The following is a 22020-nucleotide window of genomic DNA, read 5'->3' as shown; positions in this document are numbered from 1 at the left end:
AGTGAAGAATCCAGGAAATGCCCAAGATCGAAATCTATACGACGCCCACCTGTCCCTATTGCCATGCGGCCAAGGCGTTGCTCGCGGATAAGGGCGCCGTCTTTACGGAAATTACGGTTATCGATCCCGATGCGCGTGCAGCGATGACGCAGCGCGCCAACGGCCGCCGTACCGTACCGCAGATATTTGTAGGGGACACTCATGTGGGCGGTTACGACGATATGGCTGCGCTGGACCGGCAGGGAAAGCTCGATCCGCTGATCGGGAACTGAACCATGAGCAACCCGGTTCGCATCGCGCTCGTTCAGATGTGCAGCGGCATCGATCCTCGATCCAATATCGAAGCCTTGGCACAGGCCGTTTCCGAGGCGAAGGCCGGTGGCGCGTGCTATGTGCTGACGCCGGAGATGAGCCTCTGCTTTGCCGAAAACAGCGAGGCGCTGAAGGGGCGCGCCGGTGCATGGGAGGGTAACGCCGATGTCGCCCGGCTATCGGACATCGCGCGGGACGCCGGGATATGGTTGCATGTCGGTTCAATCGCCATTGCAGTCGAGAACGGGAAATTCGCCAACCGCTCGGTGCTTTTTGCGCCGGAGGGGACGATCAGGGCCACCTACGACAAGATTCATCTTTTCGACGCCGATATACCGGGCCTAAATGCCTACCGGGAAAGTGCGACCTATGCGAGTGGAAGCCGCGCCGTCATCGCTGACACCGGAGATTTCAAGCTCGGCTTTTCGATCTGCTACGATATGCGCTTTGGCGCGCTCTATCGCGTGCTGGCGCAGGGCGGCGCGCAGGTGATCGCGGTGCCGGCGGCCTTCACGGTACCCACGGGCCAGGCGCATTGGGAGGTATTGCTGCGCGCGCGCGCCATCGAGACGGGATGCTTTGTCCTTGCCGCCGCGCAAGGGGGCGCGCACCAGAACGGGCGAGCCACTTATGGGCATTCGCTGGTCGTCGCGCCATGGGGGGAGGTGATCGCAGCGGCTGGCGATGATGCCGAGCAGGTTGTCTTTGCCGATCTCGATCTTGACGCCATCGGCGCGGCGCGGCAAAGGGTGCCCGCGCTCGTCAACGGGCGGGATTTTACACTCGAAACCGTATGAGGATTGTCGTTTCGTGATCCAGTACGCGCTCAATTGTGAAGCCGGACATCGGTTCGACGCCTGGTTCAGGAACGCCGAGGCGTTCGACGATCAGGCGACGCGCGGGATATTGACGTGCCCGGTATGCGAATCCAAGCGGATCGAAAAGGCGTTGATGGCGCCGGCTGTTGCCAGCACCAGGGAAACCGTATCACTTTCCGCGAACCATCCCGAGCACGCCAAATTCATCGAAGCCATGCGCGAGTTACGCAGCAAGATGACGGCGAACGCCGATTACGTCGGGGACAAGTTCGCAGAGGAAGCACGCAAGATACACTACGAGGAAGCCGAAGCACGCGGGATTTACGGCGAGGCGACCAAGGATGAGGTTGCTGGGCTCATTGAGGAAGGCATCGACTTCATGCCGATGCCACATCTGCCGGACGAGCACAATTGACGGTCGCATTCCGCGCCGATCCATTTCCCACCAATGCCGAACTTGATGCGCTTTGGCGCTGCGCCTGGGGTGCGCCGCCATCAAGCGGCATGGAGAACGTTCTCAAGCGCTCTCTGGGCCATATCTGCGCATATGCCGACGACCGGCTAGTGGGGTTCGTCAATGTCGCATGGGACGGAGGCGTCCACGCCTTCATCCTCGACACCTGCGTTGACCCCGCTTTCCGGCGGCGGGGGATAGCCACGCAATTGGTGCGGCAGGCGACCAAGCTGGCACGCGAGCGCGGCGCGCATTGGCTGCATGTGGATTTCGAGCCGCATCTGGAGGCGTTCTATCGCCGATGCGGGTTCAGGCCGACAGGTGCGGGGTTGATCGATTTGCGGGCGTAAAGCTCGAGTTCAATCAGGCCCTTGCAAACAGCAGCATATAATTGACAGCCATGTCCCGGCTTCTGCCCCACTCATTGCGCAGCGGACTGAAACTCACGCCGGTTTCATCGATTTTCTTCAGCCCATGCCGTCTGGTGATCGAGACGATCTCGTCGGGGGTGAGGAATTTTTCGTATTGGTGCGTACCCTTCGGCAGCCAGCCGAGGACATATTCGGCGCCCAGGATAGCCAACGCGTAGGCGCGGGCGGTACGGTTTATAGTGGCGAGGAACATCAACCCGCCGGGTTTGACCAGATTGGCGCAGCTTTCGAGGTAGAGCGGCACGTCCGCGACGTGCTCAACGACCTCCATATTGAGGACGATATCGAACCGCGCGCCGGCTTCAGCCAGCGCCTCGGCGGTGGTGGCGCGATAGTCGATGTCGAGGCCCGACTGCTCGGCGTGGATTCTGGCGACGGCGATATTTTTCTCTCCCGCGTCGGCGCCGACCACCGTTGCGCCGAGGCGCGCCATCGGTTCGCAGAGCAGCCCGCCGCCGCAGCCGATATCCAGGATGGTCAGGCCCTCGAAGGGGCGAAGCGAATTTGTGTCGCGGTCAAAATGGGAGATCGCCTTTTCGCGGATATAGGCGAGGCGCACGGGGTTGAACTTGTGGAGCGGCTTGAACTTGCCGGTGGGATTCCACCATTCCTCCGCCATCTTGTGGAATTTGCCGATCTCGTCGGGATTGATCGTGGTGTTTGCCATTTCGACGGGTCCCGATTGATGCTGTTGTCCCCACAGGTGGCGGCTTGTGCCGTGTGAGTCAAGCGCGGCAAAGTCGCAGCGTCCAACCAAGGTGTTGCAAGCCCCAAGGCTTTGTGGCACTCACCGCGGCAACTCCTCTATAAAAAGACTGGGGCGGGCCCGAGAATGGCGCGAATAGTGATGAAGTTTGGCGGCACTTCGGTCGCCAATGTCGAGCGCATCCGACAGGCGGCCCGGCACGTCAAACGCGAGGTGGACGCCGGCCATGAGGTGGCAGTGGTTGTTTCCGCGATGGCCGGAAAGACCAACGAACTGGTCGCCTGGTGCGCCGAAGCCTCCCCGCTTCATGATGCGCGCGAATATGATGCGGTCGTTGCTTCGGGCGAGCAGGTGACGGCGGGGCTGATGGCCATTGTGCTTGACGAAATGGGCATCCAGTCGCGCTCCTATGCGGGCTGGCAGGTGCCGGTCAAAACCGACGAGGCGCACGGTTCGGCGCGCATCACCGATATCGATCCGGCCAATCTCAACGAACGGCTCACCTCCGGCTGGGTGCCGGTCATCACGGGGTTCCAGGGGATTTCCGAGCGGGGCCGGATCACGACGCTGGGGCGCGGCGGGTCCGATACGAGCGCGGTGGCGATTGCAGCTGCGGTCAAGGCTGACCGATGTGACATCTATACCGACGTCGACGGCGTCTATACGACCGATCCGCGCATAGCGCCCAAGGCGCGGCGGCTCGAGCGCGTGAGTTTTGAAGAAATGCTGGAGATGGCCTCGCTCGGCGCGAAAGTTCTCCAGACGCGCTCGGTAGAACTGGCGATGGCGCAGGGCGTGCGGCTGGTCGTGCGTTCGACCTTCGAGGATGCCGATGCCGGCAATGCACCGGGCTCGGAATGGGGCCTGACGGGCACGCTTGTATGCGATGAGGATGAGATCATGGAAAAGCAGATCGTTTCGGGCGTAACCCTTGCGCGGGCCGAGGCCAAGATCACGTTGCGCAAGGTCAAGGACAAGCCTGGAATTGCAGCGTCGGTGTTCGGCCCTCTGGCCGACGCGCGGATAGTGGTCGACATGATCGTCCAGAATATTTCCGACGACGGGCAGATCACTGACATCACATTCACCGTCCCCGACAGTGAATTCGACAAGGCGATGGGCGTTCTCAAAAATGCTCCAGGCGTCGAATACGAGTCGATCTCGGGCTCCAAGGGCGGGGCGAAGATTTCGGTGGTCGGCGTCGGCATGCGCAGTCACGCGGGCGTTGCCGCCTCGATGTTCAAGGCGTTGGCCGAGAAGGGAATCAACATCCAGCTCATCACAACGTCGGAAATCAAGACCTCGGTTCTGATCGACGAGGAATATGCGGAGCTTGCAGTCCGCGCCCTCCATACCTATTACGGTTTGGACAAAGCCTAAGAGAAAGGCGGCGCGGCGCCGCCGGCGGGGAAAACGCATGGTCACAGCAATTGGCGGTCCGCGCATTCTGTTGCGCCAGTTGCGAGAGACGATGGCCGAGCCGCTGGCCAGCCAGGACAGGCTCGACAAGATCGTCGATCTCATCGCCGAGAACATGCGGGCCGATGTCTGCTCGTTCTATGTACTGCGCGACGACGGAGCGCTCGAGCTTTTCGCGACCCATGGGCTGAAGCGTGAGGCGGTGCACCTCACCACGCTGCGGCTGGGGGAGGGACTTGTCGGGCTCATCGCGGCTGAAGCCGAGCCGCTTTCGCTTCAGAATGCGCCCGAACATCCGAGTTTTGCCTATCGCCCCGAGACGGGCGAGGACCCCTATTTCTCGTTCCTCGGCGTGCCCGTTCTCCGGGCCGGTCAGACGCTGGGTGTGCTGGTCGTCCAGAATCAGGAACGGCGCGCTTACGGCGAGGACGAAACCGAGGCGCTGCTGACTACCGCAACGATTCTTGCCGAGATGGTTTCAACGGCGGATTTCGATTCCCTCGTCAAGCCGGGCTCGGACATCGACCTGCGGCGCACCCGTATGTTCAACGGCGTGGGCTTCTCGGAGGGTATCGCGCTAGGCCAGGTGGTGCTGCACGATCCGCGCGTTGAAGTTACCAACTTCGTTGCCGACGATACGGATGCGGAAAAAGTCAGGCTCGAGGCCGCGCTTAAGACGATGCGGGTCTCGATCGACGACATGCTCAATTCGGGCGATATGCAAATCCCATCCGACCACCGCGAAATTCTCGAAAGCTATCGCATGTTCGCTCACGACCGGGGGTGGGCGCGGCGGCTCGAGGAGGCCATCGATTCTGGGTTGACGGCGGAAGCAGCGGTGGAGCGCGTGCAGAACGATACGCGCGCGCGCATGTTGCGCCAGACCGATCCCTATATCCGCGATCGGCTGCACGATCTCGACGATCTGGCCAACCGTCTGCTGCGTATCCTGACGGGCGACGGTACGGCTGCAGGCAAGGATTTGCCTGAAAACGCAATTCTCGTTGCGCGCAACATGGGTCCCGCTGAACTCCTCGAATACGACCGAACCAAATTGCGTGCGGTCGTTCTCGAAGATGGTGCAGCGACCGCCCATGTGGCGATCGTCGCGCGCTCGGTGGGGCTGGTTGCCGTCGGGCAGGCGGAAAACATCGTTTCGATGAGCGAGGACGGCGACGACATCATCGTCGATGGTTATACGGGCGCGGTCCACCTGCGACCTTCGCCCGATATCGAGGCGACCTATGTCGACAAGGTGCGGCTTTCGGCCAAGCGGCGCGCGCATTATGCCGCGCTCAAGGACAAGCGCGCCGTCACCCGCGACGGAATCGAAATCACGCTCCTGCAAAATTCCGGCCTGCTTGCGGATATGGGCACGCTCGAAGAAACGGGGGCCGTGGGAATCGGACTGTTCCGGACCGAGCTGCAGTTCATGATCGCCTCGAAAATGCCCCGGGTCAGCGACCAGGTCGAGCTCTATTCGGAAGCCATGCGGTTGGCTGGGGGGCGGCCGGTCGTTTTCCGTCTTCTCGACATCGGTGGGGACAAGGTCGTGCCCTATATGCGCTCGATGGCCGAGGAAAATCCGGCAATGGGCTGGCGCAGCGTACGGCTCGCGCTCGACAGGCCGGCCCTCCTGCGCACGCAGGTACGCGCGCTCCTGCAGGCGGCCAAAGGTGGTCCGCTGAAGATTTTGGTGCCGATGGTCACCGAGACTGCCGAGTTTTTGAAGGTAAAGCGCTTCATCCTCAAGGAGTGCGACCGCCTCCCGCGGCTCGGTTTCCCCAAGCCTTCCGAAATCGAGGTGGGGGCCATGATCGAGGTCCCCTCGCTGATTTTCGAACTCGACCGGCTGCTGCCCGAAACCGATTTCGTTTCCATCGGCTCCAACGATCTCATAATGTTCCTCACCGCCGCCGACCGGGCCAATCCGCGGGTGGCGGGCAATTACGACCCGATCGCTCGCCCGCGGCTCAAGGCGCTCAAGATGATCGTCGATGCGGCGGGCGCCTATAATCGGCCCCTTACCATGTGTGGGGAATTGGCCGGCCGGCCAATGGAGGCGCTTGCCCTGCTCGCTATCGGTATGGACCGTCTTTCGATGGGGGCGTCCTCTGTCGGACCGATCAAGGAGCTGATCCTTGGCCTCGAATTGGGTCCAGTGCGTCGGGCAATGGCGGATCTGCTCGAGAACGGCACGCGCGAGGATACGCCGCGCGAGCTGCTTTCCGAATGGGCCGAGCGCCAGCGCCTTTCCCTTTAGTTTTTTCTGAATTGGGTCCCGAGATGGCCGGATTGCCACATGACAAGCTGGACGCCCTTGAGCGGCGCTTTGAATCGATCGAGCATGCCATGTCGGCCAGTCCCGATCCGGAAAGCTACGTGAAGCTCTCCAAGGAGTACTCCGAACTCTCGCCTATGGTCGCAAAGATCAGGGCCTACAAGGGCGCACGGTCGGATCTCGCCGGCGCTGAGGAACTGGCGAAAGCGGGCGATGCCGAAATGGCAGAACTGGCAGAAGCCGAAATCGGCGAGCTCGAAGAGCGGATCGAAGCCCTTACGCAGGAAATCCGCATCCTGCTGCTCCCCAAGGACGCGGCGGACGAGAAGAGCGCCATCCTCGAAGTGCGCGCGGGGACGGGTGGAGACGAGGCGGCGCTTTTTGCTGGCGATCTCTTCCGGATGTATCAGCGCTATGCCGAAAACCAGGGGTGGCGCGTCTCCGTGATGGAAACCTCAGAGGGCGATGCGGGGGGCTTTAAGGAAATCATCGCCTCGATTTCAGGGGCGGGGGTGTTCGCAAAGCTAAAATACGAATCCGGGGTGCACCGGGTGCAGCGCGTACCGGAGACGGAGGCGTCGGGGCGCATCCACACTTCGGCGGCGACGGTTGCCGTGCTGCCCGAGGTCGAGGATATCGACATCGAAATCCGCAACGAAGACATCAGGATCGATACCATGCGCGCCTCGGGCGCGGGTGGGCAGCACGTCAATACCACCGACTCTGCGGTGCGCATCACGCATATTCCAACGGGAATCGTCGTGACGAGCGCGGAAAAATCCCAGCACCAGAACAGGGCCAACGCCATGAAGGTGCTGCGTGCGCGGCTTTATGAGGAGCAGCGGCAAAAGCGCGACGCCGAACGTAGCGAAAGCCGTCGCGACCAGGTGGGATCGGGAGACCGGTCGGAACGCATCCGGACCTATAATTTTCCGCAAGGGCGGGTGACGGACCATCGGATCAACCTCACGCTCTATAAACTCCCGCAGGTGATTGCCGGAGAGAGTCTGGGCGAAATCATCGATGCCCTCGTGACGGAAAACCAGGCAGCACAACTGGCGGCGCTCGAAGGCAATGGCTGAGAGACGCTCTTGCTGACCCGAGGCCAGCTCTGGCGGGCGGTGCGGGATGCGTTCGCGGCGGCGGGAATCGAGACCGCGGGGCTCGATGCGCGGGTTTTGATTTGCCATAGCCTCAGGATCGGCGCGACGGAACTCATCGCATCCGAGGGAGAGCCGGTGGGCGCGGACGAGCGCGCCGGATATGAAGTGCTCGTCGCGCGCCGCCTGGCGCGCGAGCCGGTAGCGCGGATTGTGGGTCGGCAGGAGTTCTACGGGCTCGATTTTGGACTTAACCCGGCAACACTGGTGCCGCGGCCGGAAACCGAAATGCTCGTCGATTTTGGGATCGGGCATCTCAAGGGGCACGAGGATGCGGCAATCCTCGATCTCGGGTCGGGTACAGGCTGCATCGTTCTTGCGCTGCTCGCCAATTTGCAGGACGCCAAGGGAGTGGGCGTCGATCTTGCCGCGGAGGCGGTTTTACAAGCACGGGCCAATGCAGAGGCGCTGGGGCTCGGGGCGCGGTTCGAGGCGCTGGAGGGCGATTGGTTTGCTCCGGTCGCAGGGCGTAAATTCGATCTCATCCTCTCCAATCCGCCCTATATCGCCCGAGATGAAATCGAGGGGTTGGCGCCCGAGGTTGCGCGGTTCGACCCGGCGCTGGCGCTTGATGGAGGGCTGAGCGGGCTGGACCCCTACCGGATCATCACGGCCAAAGTTCTTTCCCATCTGCGGCCGGGTGGAGCAGTGGCTGTCGAGATCGGGTTTGACCAGGGTGAGGCGGTTGCGAATCTTTTCCGAGCGTCGGGATTAACGGGCGTCGAGGTTGAAAAGGACCTTGCGGGACACCATAGAATGGTTGCCGGTTACGCGCCCTGACTTTCGGCGTGCGGCATTTTGGGGGGGCACGAATATTTCTCTTGGAATATGGGGCCGATGCGGTTAGGTTGCATCCGCTGATGAGGCGTTGATGCGCCTCGATGGCACCACCCGGAAATCGAAGTCGCTCAAGGCTGCCGCAGATGCGGAACGGATTTTAGCGTGAGTCGCGCGATTTCGGGAGTGGCCGGGCCATACAGCCTTTTTGGGGATTCCAGAGAGCGGCCGACGAGGGGGCCTTGTTGAAGGGCCGGGTGCCGCGTGGCTTCCATTGCGTGGTGGATTGCATTCCGCCATTGGCCATATCCCCTTTGAGTAAAGCGCACACCTTCAGGAAGCGTGTTGAAGCGAGCAGATGAGACCTAACCAGCAGAACAACAAGCAGCGATCGCGTGGCCGGAACAACAACCAGCGGCGTGGCGGTGGCGGCGGCAATCCCTTGTCGCGCAACTACGAGAGCAACGGCCCGGACGTCAAAATCCGTGGAAATGCGGCTCACATCGCAGAGAAGTATGTCCAGTTGGCGCGCGATGCGACCGCCTCGGGCGACTCGGTGATGGCGGAGAACTATCTCCAGCATGCCGAACATTATTTCCGTATCATTCTGGCCGCGCAGGCGCAGTATCAGCCGCGCCAGGACCAGTTTGCCGATGCCGGCAACGAGGACGACGAGGACGAATCCGGGAACCAGGCCATGCCTGCCGAGGCGGGTGAAGAGGTGGAAGCCGAGGCTGGGCAGGGCGAAGGCGGTCGCGAAACCCGCCGTAACCCGCGGCAGCGCCGCCCGCGCCGCGAGGATCGCGAGACCGCTGACGGCAACGAGGATGAAACCGAAGCGGCCCGCGCCGCTCCCGAGGCTGCCGACGCCGCCGGCGAGAGCGAAGAAAAGCCGCGCCGGGCACGCCGCCCGCGCCGGGCTCCGCGTGAGGGGCAGGGCGACCTGGCCGATGCGCCGCAGCCCGAACTTCCCGCGTTCCTTACTGCAGGCCGGGAAGCAGCGGCCGAGTAGCGCAGCGAGCGCGCCCCTCGGCCGGCCTAGCCGCGCGAAGCCAGGCCCTTCCCTGGCGAAGAGGGTCTTTACCGAACCTGAAAGATTATGGGCCGGACCTGAACGTCCGGCCCTTTTTCTTGGCTGCGGCGTACCTATATCTCTTCTTGATCGAGGTCAGTGCCGCCAAGCGGGCTGTCCCCCATAGTCAAATGCAACGCTTCGGGCGTTTTCCCTTTGTGCCGGAACCGGGCAGGGAAACCGCGCCAGGACAAGGAGAGTTGAAGCGATGAATATCGAAAAATACACCGAGCGCGCACGCGGTTTTCTCCAGAGCGCGCAGCAACTGGCCCTCTCGCGCGGCCAACAGCAGTTTCTGCCAATTCACATCCTCAAGGTCCTCGTCGACGATCCCGAAGGCATGGCCGCCGGGCTGATCGAGCGTGCAGGCGGCAATGCGCAGGCCGTACGTGCCGGGGTCGAGGACGGGCTCAAGAAACTTCCCTCGGTTTCCGGCGATAGCGGGCAGGTTTATCTCTCGCGCGAGTTGGCGCGAGTCTTTGCGACGGCCGAGGAGGCGGCGAACAAGGCCGGAGACAGCTTCGTAACCGTCGAGCGAATGCTCCTTGCGCTGACGATCGAAAAGGATACCGATGCGGGCAAGATTCTCGCTTCGAGCGGGGTAACGCCCAATGGGCTCAATGCAGCCATCGAAGCGATCCGCAAGGGGCGGACAGCCGATTCGGCATCGGCTGAAAACACCTATGATGCCCTGAAGAAATACGCACGCGACCTTACCGAAGAGGCCCGCTTAGGCAAGCTCGATCCGGTGATCGGACGCGACGAGGAAATACGCCGCGCCATCCAGGTGCTTTCGCGCCGGACCAAGAACAACCCCGTGCTGATCGGTGAGCCGGGCGTAGGCAAGACTGCGATTGCCGAAGGGTTGGCGCTCAGGATCGTCAATGGCGACGTACCGGAGAGCCTCAAGAACAAGTCGCTGCTCGCGCTCGATATGGGTGCGCTGATCGCGGGGGCCAAATATCGCGGCGAGTTTGAGGAGCGGCTGAAATCGGTGCTTTCCGAAGTGCAGGCCGCCGAAGGCAAGATCGTCCTTTTCATCGACGAGATGCATACCCTGGTGGGCGCCGGCAAGGCCGATGGCGCGATGGATGCCTCGAACCTTTTAAAGCCCGCCCTGGCGCGCGGTGAACTCCATTGCGTGGGCGCGACAACGCTCGATGAATACAAAAAGCACGTCGAAAAGGACGCCGCGCTGGCCCGCCGTTTCCAGCCGGTGTTTGTCGATGAACCGACTGTCGAGGATACGATTTCGATTCTTCGCGGCCTCAAGGAAAAATACGAGCTGCACCATGGGGTGCGGATTTCGGACTCGGCGCTGGTTTCGGCGGCGACCTTGTCCAACCGCTACATCACCGACCGGTTCCTGCCCGACAAGGCCATCGATCTGATGGACGAGGCTGCGGCAAGGCTCCGCATGGCGGTAGACTCCAAGCCCGAGGCGCTCGATGAGCTCGACCGTCGCATCATCCAGTTGAAGATCGAGCGCGAGGCCCTAAAGAAGGAAGATGACGACGCGTCCAAGACCAGGCTTACCCGCCTGGAAGCCGAGCTTGCTGGGCTCGAGGAAGAATCCGATGCGCTGACCCAGCGCTGGCTGGCTGAAAAGGAACGGCTCGCGGGCGGAACCAAGCTCAAGGAGCAGCTCGACCAGGCACGGACCGAGCTCGAGCTGGCGCAGCGCAAGGGCGACCTCGCACGTGCAGGCGAACTTGCCTATGGCGTCATCCCCGACCTCGAAAAGCGACTGAAGGATGCCGAGTCACTCGAAGCGACCGGCACCGAGATGGTCGAGGAGGTCGTGACCCCCAACCATATCGCGCAGGTCGTCTCGCGCTGGACGGGGGTACCAGTCGACAAGATGCTCGAGGGCGAGCGCGACAAGCTGTTGCGCATGGAAGAGGAGTTGGGCAAGCGCGTCATCGGGCAGGCAGAGGCCGTCGAGGCCGTGTCCCGCGCCGTCAGGCGCTCACGCGCAGGATTGCAGGATCCCAACCGCCCCATTGGTTCGTTCATGTTCCTCGGCCCCACGGGCGTGGGCAAGACCGAGCTGACCAAGGCACTCGCGCAATTCCTTTTCGACGACGAGACGGCGATGGTCCGGCTCGACATGTCGGAATTCATGGAAAAGCACGCGGTGGCCCGGTTGATCGGCGCGCCTCCGGGTTATGTCGGCTATGAGGAGGGCGGCATTTTGACCGAAGCGGTGCGCCGCCGGCCCTATCAGGTGATCCTGTTCGATGAGATCGAAAAGGCGCACCCGGATGTCTTCAACGTGCTGTTGCAGGTGCTCGATGACGGGCGGCTGACCGACGGGCAGGGGCACACTGTCGATTTCCGCAACACGCTCATCATCATGACCTCGAACCTTGGCTCCGAATATCTTTCGGCCCAGCCCGAGGGCGAACCGGTAGAGCTTGTGCGGGGCAAAGTGCTCGATGCAGTCAAGGCCGCGTTCCGGCCCGAGTTCCTGAACCGCGTGGACGAAATCCTCCTCTTCCACCGGCTCGAACGCGGGCAGATGGGCGCGATTGTCGATATCCAGCTTGGGCGCCTGCAAAGGCTGCTCGACACCCGCGAAATTGCCCTTGAGGTCACACCCGCCGCCCGCGACTGGCTGGCGAACGAGGGCTATGATCCGGTTTATGGCGCAAGGCCCCTCAAGCGCGTCATCCAGCGCGCCGTTCAGGACGAAATGGCCGAGAAGCTGCTCGCTGGCGAGATCGTCGATGGCGGCAGCGTCAAGGTGGATGCCGGAGAGGACGGGCTGGTGATCCTGCCGATGATCGAAGGCGAAGTGGTGGACGCAGCGGCGGAATGAGGTCCTTTGCAAGCGAAGAATGAAAAAGGCCCCGGAGACGGGGCCTTTTAGTGCAAAAGCCGTTCGTTTATCCCTGCGGCGTTACGCGCAGGACGGTGCCGTCGGCGTGGTCGGTCACGAGCCAGATATCGCCATCGGGGCCGATCTGGACGTCCCGGACGCGTTGGCCGATCTCGATAACTTCCTCATTGGCGACCTGCCCGTCTTGGAGCGTGATGCGCACGAGTCCTTCGGTCACCAGCCCGCCCACCAGCAAGTCGCCGGTCCATTCGGCAAAGCTTGTGCCCTCGGGAACGAAAGTGAGGCCGGATGGGGCGACCGTCTCCTCAAAGACGTGAACGGGCGAGATCATGCCTTCCATGGCAAGGCCCACACCGATCGGAGCGCCTGAATAATCCTCCCCTCCCGTGATGAACGGCCAACCGTAATTGTTGCCTGCTTCGATCAACTGGATTTCGTCGCCGCCCTCGGGGCCGTGGTCGGCTGCCCAGAGCTCGTTGGTGGTGGGGTGGACCGTCAATGCCTGGATATTGCGATTGCCGATCGAGAAGAGGTAGGCGTCAGGCTCGCCGTCCTCGGGATCTTCGACTTCGAACGGTACGTTGTCCGGATGTGGCTCACCTTGGTCGGTCATACGCAAGACCGAACCGGCCTGATCGGTTGCGTCCTGGGCACGCTCAATGTTGCGGCGCTCGCCGATGGAAAGAAAGAGAGAGGCGTCGGCGGGATCGAAAGCCATCCGGCCGCCAAAATGCAGGCCGCTCGAATCCTGATCGTCCTCTTTCATCACGAATATGTCTTCGATTTCCGAAAGGGCCATCTCACCGTTCTCACCGGCTTCGAGCGTGCCGCGGACGATAACGACAGCCGCGCCGCGCTCGGTCTGGCGCGAATAGCTGACATAGACCCAGCCGTTGTCCTCGAACCCGGGATGGAGCTTGACGTCGAACATGCCCGCCTGGCTGCGGCCGGTCTCGCCTTCGTATCGGAACAGATCTTCGGCTTGCCAGAGTGGATGCAGATGCGACCCGTCGAGACTGGCGAGCGAGAGCGTGCCACTGTTGCGCTCGGTCACGAGAAACCGGTCTTCGGAAACGAAGGCCAGGGCCCAGGGGTGCTCGACGCCGCTAAGGACTGTCTGGATTGAAAGATCGTAATGCTCTGTCCGGGCCGTTTCCTCCTGGCCCAAGGCTGGGACAGCGGTGAAAAGCACAAGAGGCGAAGCAATGGCTGCGCGCGCGATTAGGGTCATCGGCACTCTCCTGATCAAGGTTGAACTCAAGACCCAACAGGAGAGTGCGTTGAAGGTTCCAACCTCGCGTGCAGCGCCAACCTAGAGCATGCCGGATTTCGATCGAAGCGGCGTCACGCTTCCTTCGCTATCCCGGCTAAAGCCTGGATCCATCGCGCCACCCGCCGAGGGCGAAGTGGTGGACGCGCTGGCGGAATAGCGGCTGCCAAGCGTAGTGTGAGAAATGAGAAAGGCCCCGGAGACGGGTTTTTTGTGGGTATGGCGGTATTGGAGTGGGATGCCGAACGTCGGCTTCCTCCAATTCTCTGCTAGAACCGGACTGACCGGAATCGGCCCCAGGGTTGCCCGCCTTGATCGTTTCTCCTTCGGCCAATCATGGCCAGGGAGACCTGAGATGGGATACTCACGATATGATGCTCTTGGTTCACAGAAGCCGCCCGGAGGGTGGGAAGCGGACAGGCGGCTCTTGGAGGCGAGCCGATCGACAGCTGCCGTCAAGCGGCGGGACCAGAAGTTTCCACGAATGGAAAGTTTCTTGCCATCGCGGCATCATCCAGCTAATAGTTTCCGACAACAGAAACTTTAGGGATATGTCATGAGTCTGACCCTCCACCTTCATCCCCTCGCTTCATTTTGCCACAAGGTGCTCATCGCGCTTTACGAGAACGAAACGCCGTTTGAGCCCAGTCTCGTCGACTTCTCCAACCCGGGTTCTGCAACGGCGCATATCGAGCGCTGGCCTGTCGGCAAGATCCCAGTCCTCCACGATAGTGCGTGCAACCGGGTCGTGCCCGAAACCAGCATCATGATCGAATATCTGCAGCAGCATTACCCAGGCCCCGTGCCGCTCATTCCGGACGATGCGGGCCTTCAGTTGGATGTGCGTCTGTGGGATCGCTTCTTTGACCTCTATGTCAGCGTGCCCATGCAAAAGATCGTCGCGGACCGTATCAGGCCGGAAGGAGCGACAGACCCTCACGGCTTGGCGGAAGCGCATGCCACGCTCGACATGGCCTATGGCATGATAGAAGGGCAGCTTTATACGGGGCCATGGATCACCGGGGAAACCTTTACCATGGCCGATTGTTCGGCACTGCCGGCTTTGTTCTTCGCCCTTATCGTGCATCCGGGCGGAGACGATCGGCCACAACTGCACGGTTATTTCGAACGCCTGCTCGCGCGACCGTCCGTGAGGCGCGTGCTCTCCGAGGCGCAACCCTATTTCAAGTTCTTCCCTTATCGCGAGGCCATGCCGGCCCGCTTCCTGGAGCCACTGGTATGACGGGCCAAGACAATCTGGACCGCCTTTTCCAAGTGATGGCGGACCCTCATCGCCGCGGCTTTGTGGAACGCCTTTGCCGGGGTCCGGCATCGGTGAAGGAACTGGCCTCACCTGCCGCAGTTCAACTGCCAGCTGTCCTCAAGCATCTCAAGGTGCTCGAAGAAGGAGGCATTGTCGTCAGCAAAAAGACGGGCCGCACCCGTACCTACCGCATGCGCAGGGAAGCCCTTGTCATACTGGCCGACTGGGTCGATCAGCGACAGCGCGAACTTAATGCAGCTTTCGACCGTCTGGCCGAGTTGATGCTCGAAATTCCTGAAGGGAAGGATCACTGATGGGTGTCGCCGTCGATCACAGGTCGTTTGTAATCGAGCGGGAACTGCCCGGCAGCCCCGCGCATGCTTTCCGCTTCTGGTCGGAACACGACCTCAAGCGCCGCTGGAACGCTTGCCATCCCGACTGGCGGGTGATCGAGGATCGCTTCGATTTCCGTGTCGACGGACATGAGAGCATGATCTGGCGCATGCCCGATGGCACTGAGCAAGCCATGCTGGCCCATTTCCTAGAGGTTCATCCCCGCCAGCGCATTGTGTACGCCTATACCATGCGAACCAACGGCGCGCCCATTTCCTCCTCGCTCGTCACCGTTGAGTTCGCGAGCAAAGGTGGCAAGACCACCATGACATTCACCGAACAAGCCGTCTTCGGGAACCCGGCCGACGGTGACGTACGAGAGAGCGGCACGGGCGTCGGCTTTTCCCGATTGCAGGAAATCATGGCAGGTATGGAGGACGGTGTCTCCGACTAGGACCGTCATCTTTCGGGTGTTGATCGGCTGGCGTTGAACGACCGAAATGGGGTCGGAAACAGCCACTCACACAAATCTTATCCCCGCCGCCTCCACCCGCGCCATACTGCCCTCACGACCCCGCGCCGAACGCATGCGCAACGAACGTGTGGCGGGAGGTTGGATGGAAGGGTTCAGGGCGGATTACCCCCTGGACCGGACCTGAAAACCGCGTCGGTCCGGGTCCGATGGGAGTCGTCCCAGCGGAGGTCCAAAGCGGACGGATGGCCGGATGTGGATAACATGTGAGGGGTGCGGGTCAGAATAACGGCCCGTGTGACTCTCCCACGTCGCACCGGGGAAACCCGGAGGGGCAGCGGGAGCCATTGGAAACGGTGTGCTCCCAACAAACCCCAGCCCGAGAACGCCGCCATAAGCCTAAAATCCCGGATGCCTGGGGCGATGATCGCTTCATACAGACTAAAAGAGTGCGGAGCGTTCATCGCCCCATGCCTGTTCGACGGCCAGCATCCCCCGAGGCCCAAAGCCATCGGGCGCCTGGGCGTGCGCGCATGAGAGGCCCCCCGATGACTCGATAATGAGGACGGAAAGGACAGCGATGCCTCAGTACGGGAAGGACGAACGAAGTGAGGACCCCGGCGCACGTTTGCGCCGCCCCGTCGGAGGGCCAGTGAAATCCATAGGGCGGCTTTAGCCCGTCATGGATTTCACGGTGCGGCCCGTGAGACAAAACAAGCAAGCCTGGACCCCGGCTCAAGGCCGGGGAAGCGAGAGGGGAGAGAGGTCGATTCCGCCAATCGATGAAATGCTTCATGCACGCAAAAAAGCCGCAGCGTGTGCTGCGGCCTTTCTCTGTTCCGTCCCCAGGTTCACCAAACGATCAGGCGCGAACATACTCGATCGAGTTGCAGATGATGAACTGGCATCCGGTGATGGTGAGCGTGTTTTCGTCGATCATCTCCACCTTTGCCGTGGCAGTGCCGCCGTTGAGAGCGATCTGGCCTTCCCATTGGTTGGGGGCAACCTGATCGGCCGCGACGACCTGTTCGTCGACAAAGGCAAGGTTTTCCTCGGTGCGCGACTCGCCCTGGATGTCGTTGAGCACCCCGCAGAGTTGGGTGCCGTCACCACACAGCTCGAAGGTGAAGGTGGTGCCCCACTGGTCGACCCAGGTTCCGTTGGGTGTCAGATCCTGAGCGAAGACCGGTGCTGCGAGGAGGGCGGCGGCCATGGTGAGGCTGGCGAGCAAGGGCTTTAGCATTTTGTTTTCTCCATACGCCGCGCATGGATTTTCGATCAGCAAGCGCGGTTAAAGTTATGCCCCGTGCATCCCCAACGCCCGTTCCCCGGTATGGTTGCCCGAAAGTCAAAAACGTGATCGGCAAAGTCACGCGACAGTGGGGCAGCCGCGTTTGGCCGCAGCTTGGCGGCGGGTAAAAAGCGTCGGAGGTGAGGCTTTTATTTGCGCCTGTGGTAGGTCAGCGCCGATTTGATGCACTGGCTGAGCGGGGCCTGGGGGATCGCGGCGGCATCGCTGACGATCAGCCCGCGGGTGCCTTCAAAGGCGAATTCGTCACGGAAATGATCGCGGAAATCGCCGATCAGGCTGGTCTGGCAATTGACGAAAATCGCCGGTTTGTCCGGGGCGTGTTTCGAGACGCCGAGCCTTATTGTCGTGCCCGATTTGGTCTTTTCGGTGAGATAGGACGGCTCGCCCCATTTGAGCGTTTCGGTCAATTGCCCAACGCCATCGGTTGCGCGCGCAACGGCGAAGATCACCATCCCGGATGGCGAGGAGCTGGGTCCGGATCGCTTCGGGGTGGCGCTCAAGCGCTGTGGAGATTTCGTTGGGGACAGGTGGTGTCATCCCGGCAGACTAGCAGCGCCCGCCGGGATGCAAAACAGCGTTTGCGTCAGCTCGCCTTCTTGCCCTTGTATTTGGGCTTGAACGATTTGGCGAAATGGGGCTTGCCCGGCTTCTTGAAATCGCGGGCCCCTTCGGCGCGGTGCTTGAAGGGCTTTTTGTCCTTCTTGAACGGCGCGGGCGTCCATGCGGCGGGGATGAAATCTTCAGCCGCCGGCATATCGCGGGCGTGGGTGCGCAGCAGGGTCAGCGCGATATCCTCGGGCGATTTCTGCTTCAGGAGTTCGGCAACAAGCTGGGCTTCATGCGCGCTGGCGGCGGCAACGGGTGCGCCGAGCGTTGCGAGCACACGTTCGCGATCCTTGGTGCGGATCATTTCGGCGGTCGGGACATCTTCCCACCACGCCTTGATCTTGGCCTCGCGCAGCATCGCTTCGACGCGCTTGCGGCGGGTATGGGGGACGACGAGGATCGCGGTGCCCTTGTTACCGGCGCGGCCCGTGCGGCCCGAGCGGTGCTGGAGCACCTCGGCATCGCGGGGGATTTCGACGTGAACGACAAGGCTGAGCGAGGCGATATCGATGCCGCGCGCCGCCACATCGGTCGCAACGCAGATACGGGCGCGGCCATCGCGCAGGGCCGAGATTGCCTGATTGCGCTCCTTCTGGGTGTGCTCGCCCGAAAGCGCAACGGCGGTAAAGCCGCGCGCAGTCAGCGCTTCATAAAGCTGGCGGACATTTTCGCGGGTGGCGCAAAAGAGCATCGCGGTCTGGGCTTCATGGAAGCGCAGGATGTTGATGACGGCGCGCTCGGTGTCAGCCGGCGCAATCGTTACGGCGCGATAATCGATATCGGCATGGGCCGTGCCCGATTCAACGGTCGAGATGCGCAGCATGTCGCGCTGATAGCGCTTGGCGAGCGCGAGGATCGGCTTTGGCATGGTGGCCGAAAAGAGCAGCGTGTTGCGCGTTTCCGGCGTCGCTTCAAGGATCGCTTCGAGATCTTCGCGAAACCCCATGTCGAGCATCTCGTCGGCCTCGTCAAGCACGACATAAGAGATGGAAGAAAGGTCAAGCGCGCCGCGCCTGATATGGTCGCAAAGCCGGCCAGGCGTGCCGACGACGATATGGGCGCCGCGCGAGAGTGCCCGGCGCTCTTTCGCTGGGTCCATGCCCCCGACGCAGGTGGCGATGCGGACGTTGGCCTGCTTGTAGAGCCAACTCAGTTCCTGTGCGACCTGCAGCGCGAGCTCCCGGGTCGGGGCAACGACCAAAGCCAGGGGCGCGCTGTGTTCGGGCAGCGTTTCTCCGCCTTCAAGAAGTCGCGTCGCCATCGCGAGGCCAAAGGCAACAGTCTTACCCGAGCCGGTCTGTGCCGAGACGATCATGTCACGGCCTTCGGCTTCCGGGGCGAGCACGGCAGATTGGACGTCAGTCAGTTCGGCATAGCCGCGCGCGAGAAGGGCGGCGGCAATGGTTTCGGGAAGGGGCTGCATGGGTGTCTTCGCTTTTCTATTTTTGCGCTGCACCAGATGCAGACAGGAAAATCGGACGGCGGGCGCATATTTTTATGCGGAGACCGGCACAGGTGCTGATTGGGGACAAAATGGCATTTCGCGCTGGACCATCCGCCGCAAAAGCCGTTGGCGCGCCCCATAACACGCTTTTACCCAAAGCCCAAAGGGTTTCGGATGCCTCTTGCAGACCGAGCTCCGTTATGCAAGAACATAGAGAGAACAAACATGGAGGCCGATCATGCAGGTGACCATCAATTATCTCGAACTTGCAAGCAGCGATATCGTCGCCAGCAAGGCGTTCTTTTCGGCTGCCTTTGGCTGGGGATTCACCGATTACGGGCCGGATTATGCCGCATTCGAGAATGCTGGCCTTGATGGCGGGGTCGAACAAGCGGAGGGGGAGCCCAAAGCTCCGCTTGCAGTGCTCTATGCCCCCGATCTCGATGCTGCCGAGGCAGCGGTGCGAGCGGCTGGCGGCATTGTCGTTCGTCCGCAGTTCGATTTTCCCGGCGGCCGGCGGTTCCACTTCCGCGAGCCTGGCGGCAACGAATTGGCGATATGGAGCGAGCCCAAGGCGTAGCGTTAGTTCGAGGCCACAGTCACGTTGGGGGTCGCCTCATGAACCATCAGGGCACGGATTTGGGCGACGGTGTTGTCGAAGCTCGTCCGGTATTGCGGGGGTAATGAATTGGCGCGCGGGAGCTTTACCGCGAGCGGATCGACCGTATGGCCGTTGATCTTGATTTCATAATGCAGGTGCGGGCCGGTCGAAACGCCGGTGGAGCCGACATAGCCGATCACCTGGCCCTGGCTCACCCTGGTGCCCGGTGTGATGCCATCGGCAATGGCAGACATGTGCCCGTATGCGGTGTTGTAGCCATTGGCGTGCCGGATTTCGACATAGCGGCCGTAGCCCGAGAACCATTGTGCGCGCTCGACGACGCCGTCGCCGCCGGCATAGATCGGCGTCCCGGTGCGGGCGGAAAGATCGACCCCGGTGTGAAGACGATAGTCGCCGAAGACCGGATGGCGGCGATATCCGTAGCGCGAGCGCAGCGTGCCCCCACCTTCGAGCGGACGGCGCAGGAGGAACTGCTTGCCGGTCTCACCATCAGGATTGTAGAAATCGATCACTCCGTCATCGGTACGGAAACGGAAAAGCTCGCGCACGGTGTTGCCCAGCTTTAGGCTCACATAGAGCAACTCCTGATCGCCCGTCTCCGGGGACCCGGAAAGCAGCATGTCGATCGAATCGCCTGGCGCGATGCGGCGGGTGAGGTCGAGATCGTAGGCATACATGGCCGCTATCCGGTCGATGACCGCATCGGGAAGGTCATGTTTGCGGCCGGTCTCCCACAGCGAACGGTATATCGATGGCAGATTGGCGAGATTGACTTCCTCGGTGTCTTCCTCAGTAAAGGCGATGGCGGGCGGCTCGAGCGCCAGCACGTATTGTCCGCGGTCCGTGAGCGCCACGGTCACCCTGTGGCTGGTTCCCGAATAGATGCTGACGCGATAGGGGATGAGGGTGTTGCTGCCCCGTGTGGGGCCCAGCAGAATACGCAGGCGGTACCCTTGCGGAAGGACCGTGGCGGGATAGACATTGCCCATCGCCCTGGTCACCGCGGCCACCATCTGGGGCGTAAAGCCGTTCCGGATCAGCGCATCGGTCAGTGGGGTGTCCTCGCGAATCGTGAGAACGCGCTCTGTTCTCGACTGGCTGACATCCTCGCTGGACCGCGTTTTGGGAAGCAAGGTCACATTTTCGGCAAACCCGACAATGGGCCCGGAGGCTGCACTCGTAGCCAGTTCCCGCAGGCTGCCCACATTGAAGCCCGCATAGGCGAGAAGCGTCGGGTCTGCCTCCGTATAGGCACCCTCGACGGACATGCGAACGAACTGGGCGGCGCTCATGTCGGAAATGGCGCGTGGCGGGTTCAGGTCGAGCGGAAGCGAGGCCGTACGGACCGTTACTTCCCCTTCCACGTCGGCGCCGTAAATATCGGTGCTCACTAGATCGGCGGCAGCGTTCGTGCGCAGGGGTTCGTTGCGTGCGAGAAGGGCTACAGGATCGTATTCGGGAATATTGTCCGAAAGAGCGGTCGCGGCGGTGGCGAGCGTCGACTCGATACGGGTGAACGGCTGATTGCGGATACGCGCCACGCCGTCGATTTCCTCGCGGATCGAAGCCACGATCACCTGGCGGTCCGAATGCGTCTGGGTTACGGGCTTGGCGCGTCGCGTCTTTGCCACGAGCGAATCAGCGGATGTCGTGGAGACATGAGCCGGTCGCTGAATCGCCAGCGCTTCGTAAGGTGTGGAAAACGTATCCTGACCTTTAAAGGACACCTGAAGCGCGGCGGCCATAAGTAGAAAGGAGGTAACGCCCGTTAGCACCGTTCCGGTCAACCAGGCGAAGTTGAGCTCGCGTCCCTGCGGCAGGGCACCCTCGGAGGATTTCACCGTCAAAGCCGGCGAATCCTCAAAGCCCGTCGCCTTTAGAAGGGCGACATGGCGGCTGCGCTGCGCTGCATTCAACTCTTATCCCCCGACCGTTGGGTCGATCCTGTCCGGTCTGCGCGTCAAAGGGATGGACGCACAAACATGTTATGTCAAGCAATCGAGGCGCAATGGGCCATCAGGCCATTGCTTCATATGGGGATGAACCGGAAATAAGGCCAAACTTGGAAGCCTGTGTAGGGATTCAGTCCGTAAAAGACCGGGTGTCAAAAAAGAGTCATTTTTGCACATCTGGTGTGTTGACACGGGCGGGGACTGTCCCATATAACGCCGGAACTGCAGACGCGGTGGCGCTCTCGCCGCCTAGCGTTGCGACTTCAGAACAAGGCGGATTGTGCTGCCGGATCGCTCCGGATGCACCTTATCGTTCCTTAAGGTCTGAGAACGCCAAGAGCGTTGCTATTTGACATTGTTGGTTATGTTGGAAAGGGAAACGTGGACTGCGGGAAGTGTTTTGGCCTTTGGCGCGAGCTGGAGGTTATTGCGGATACGACTGACAGGTGCACGTTTTCTATTGAGGTACACTC

Annotated in this window: 20 protein-coding genes; 14 read left to right on the top strand and 6 right to left on the bottom strand. The window is 61.6% G+C overall.

From position 1 onward, the window contains the following. The first annotated feature begins 17 nt into the window (after positions 1-17). Genes grxC through I2G20_RS15370 form a run of 4 tightly spaced genes read left to right on the top strand, consistent with a single transcriptional unit; the run spans position 18 to position 1934 of the window. A complete protein-coding gene (gene grxC, locus I2G20_RS15385) occupies positions 18-272 on the top strand; it encodes a glutaredoxin 3 (RefSeq protein ID WP_196260625.1) in 255 nt (84 codons plus the stop codon). Positions 273-275: 3 nt separating this feature from the next. Continuing rightward, complete coding sequence (locus tag I2G20_RS15380) at positions 276-1109, top strand: carbon-nitrogen hydrolase family protein (RefSeq protein WP_196260624.1); 834 nt, start codon at positions 276-278, stop codon at positions 1107-1109. A gap of 13 nt (positions 1110-1122) precedes the next feature. Continuing rightward, positions 1123-1545 (top strand): DUF1178 family protein, encoded by a 423-nt coding sequence (locus tag I2G20_RS15375; protein WP_196260623.1) that lies wholly within the window; start codon positions 1123-1125, stop codon positions 1543-1545. Beyond that, on the top strand, positions 1542-1934 hold the full coding sequence (locus I2G20_RS15370; protein ID WP_196260622.1) for a GNAT family N-acetyltransferase: 393 nt from the start codon (positions 1542-1544) through the stop codon (positions 1932-1934). Before I2G20_RS15375 ends, I2G20_RS15370 begins: the two co-directional genes overlap by 4 nt. 13 nt (positions 1935-1947) lie before the next feature. Here I2G20_RS15370 and ubiG read toward each other — a convergent pair whose 3' ends face one another. After that, positions 1948-2682, bottom strand: a complete 735-nt coding sequence (ubiG, locus tag I2G20_RS15365; RefSeq protein ID WP_196260621.1) for a bifunctional 2-polyprenyl-6-hydroxyphenol methylase/3-demethylubiquinol 3-O-methyltransferase UbiG — start codon at positions 2680-2682, stop codon at positions 1948-1950. A 165-nt stretch (positions 2683-2847) separates the two neighbouring features. Between ubiG and I2G20_RS15360 the strand changes: the two genes are divergently transcribed. From I2G20_RS15360 to clpB, 6 genes are all read left to right on the top strand, one after another. Beyond that, on the top strand, positions 2848-4101 hold the full coding sequence (locus tag I2G20_RS15360) for an aspartate kinase (protein ID WP_196260620.1): 1254 nt from the start codon (positions 2848-2850) through the stop codon (positions 4099-4101). Between the two features lie 37 nt (positions 4102-4138). Further along, on the top strand, positions 4139-6403 hold the full coding sequence (ptsP, locus tag I2G20_RS15355) for a phosphoenolpyruvate--protein phosphotransferase (RefSeq protein ID WP_196260619.1): 2265 nt from the start codon (positions 4139-4141) through the stop codon (positions 6401-6403). A gap of 23 nt (positions 6404-6426) precedes the next feature. Continuing rightward, on the top strand, positions 6427-7503 hold the full coding sequence (prfA, locus tag I2G20_RS15350; RefSeq protein ID WP_196260618.1) for a peptide chain release factor 1: 1077 nt from the start codon (positions 6427-6429) through the stop codon (positions 7501-7503). 9 nt (positions 7504-7512) lie between these two features. Next, positions 7513-8361, top strand: a complete 849-nt coding sequence (prmC, locus tag I2G20_RS15345) for a peptide chain release factor N(5)-glutamine methyltransferase (RefSeq protein ID WP_196260617.1) — start codon at positions 7513-7515, stop codon at positions 8359-8361. Between the two features lie 355 nt (positions 8362-8716). After that, complete coding sequence (locus I2G20_RS15340; protein WP_196260616.1) at positions 8717-9370, top strand: DUF4167 domain-containing protein; 654 nt, start codon at positions 8717-8719, stop codon at positions 9368-9370. 268 nt (positions 9371-9638) lie between these two features. Beyond that, the gene (gene clpB / locus I2G20_RS15335) at positions 9639-12251 is read left to right on the top strand and encodes an ATP-dependent chaperone ClpB (RefSeq protein WP_196260615.1); all 2613 of its coding nucleotides are present in this window, start codon (positions 9639-9641) and stop codon (positions 12249-12251) included. 67 nt (positions 12252-12318) lie between these two features. Here clpB and I2G20_RS15330 read toward each other — a convergent pair whose 3' ends face one another. After that, positions 12319-13503 carry a PQQ-dependent sugar dehydrogenase gene (locus I2G20_RS15330; RefSeq protein WP_196260614.1) on the bottom strand — a complete coding sequence of 395 codons (1185 nt, stop codon included), beginning with the start codon at positions 13501-13503 and terminating at the stop codon, positions 12319-12321. Between the two features lie 595 nt (positions 13504-14098). On the opposite strand from I2G20_RS15330, the gene I2G20_RS15325 reads away from it, so the two are divergent. From I2G20_RS15325 to I2G20_RS15315, 3 genes are read left to right on the top strand one after another with little or no spacing between them, the layout of a single operon-like run. After that, positions 14099-14785 carry a glutathione S-transferase family protein gene (locus I2G20_RS15325; protein WP_196260613.1) on the top strand — a complete coding sequence of 229 codons (687 nt, stop codon included), beginning with the start codon at positions 14099-14101 and terminating at the stop codon, positions 14783-14785. Next, the gene (locus I2G20_RS15320) at positions 14782-15120 is read left to right on the top strand and encodes an ArsR/SmtB family transcription factor (protein WP_196260612.1); all 339 of its coding nucleotides are present in this window, start codon (positions 14782-14784) and stop codon (positions 15118-15120) included. The genes I2G20_RS15325 and I2G20_RS15320 overlap by 4 nt, the downstream gene beginning before the upstream one ends. After that, complete coding sequence (locus I2G20_RS15315) at positions 15120-15593, top strand: SRPBCC domain-containing protein (RefSeq protein WP_196260611.1); 474 nt, start codon at positions 15120-15122, stop codon at positions 15591-15593. Before I2G20_RS15320 ends, I2G20_RS15315 begins: the two co-directional genes overlap by 1 nt. Before the next feature lie 880 nt (positions 15594-16473). On the opposite strand, the gene I2G20_RS15310 is transcribed toward I2G20_RS15315, so the two are convergent. The 3 genes from I2G20_RS15310 to I2G20_RS15300 form a co-directional block, all read right to left on the bottom strand. Beyond that, complete coding sequence (locus I2G20_RS15310) at positions 16474-16854, bottom strand: hypothetical protein (RefSeq protein ID WP_196260610.1); 381 nt, start codon at positions 16852-16854, stop codon at positions 16474-16476. 197 nt (positions 16855-17051) lie between these two features. Then, a complete protein-coding gene (locus I2G20_RS15305) occupies positions 17052-17375 on the bottom strand; it encodes a DUF1801 domain-containing protein (RefSeq protein ID WP_246473121.1) in 324 nt (107 codons plus the stop codon). Positions 17376-17506: 131 nt separating this feature from the next. Continuing rightward, positions 17507-18952, bottom strand: a complete 1446-nt coding sequence (locus I2G20_RS15300) for a DEAD/DEAH box helicase (RefSeq protein WP_196260609.1) — start codon at positions 18950-18952, stop codon at positions 17507-17509. A gap of 259 nt (positions 18953-19211) precedes the next feature. Here I2G20_RS15300 and I2G20_RS15295 point away from each other — a divergent pair, with 259 nt between their 5' ends. After that, positions 19212-19553 carry a VOC family protein gene (locus I2G20_RS15295; RefSeq protein ID WP_196260608.1) on the top strand — a complete coding sequence of 114 codons (342 nt, stop codon included), beginning with the start codon at positions 19212-19214 and terminating at the stop codon, positions 19551-19553. 2 nt (positions 19554-19555) lie between these two features. Here the strand turns inward: I2G20_RS15295 and I2G20_RS15290 are convergent, their stop codons facing one another. Then, positions 19556-21511, bottom strand: coding sequence for a M23 family metallopeptidase (locus tag I2G20_RS15290; RefSeq protein ID WP_196260607.1), 1956 nt, complete (start codon positions 21509-21511; stop codon positions 19556-19558). Positions 21512-22020: the final 509 nt, after the last annotated feature.

It is taken from the genome of Pelagibacterium limicola, assembly GCF_015694405.1.
Taxonomy (GTDB): Bacteria; Pseudomonadota; Alphaproteobacteria; order Rhizobiales; family Devosiaceae; genus Pelagibacterium; species Pelagibacterium limicola.
The sequence above is the reverse complement of the archived record's forward strand: the minus strand, read 5'-3'. Positions and strand labels throughout refer to the sequence as shown.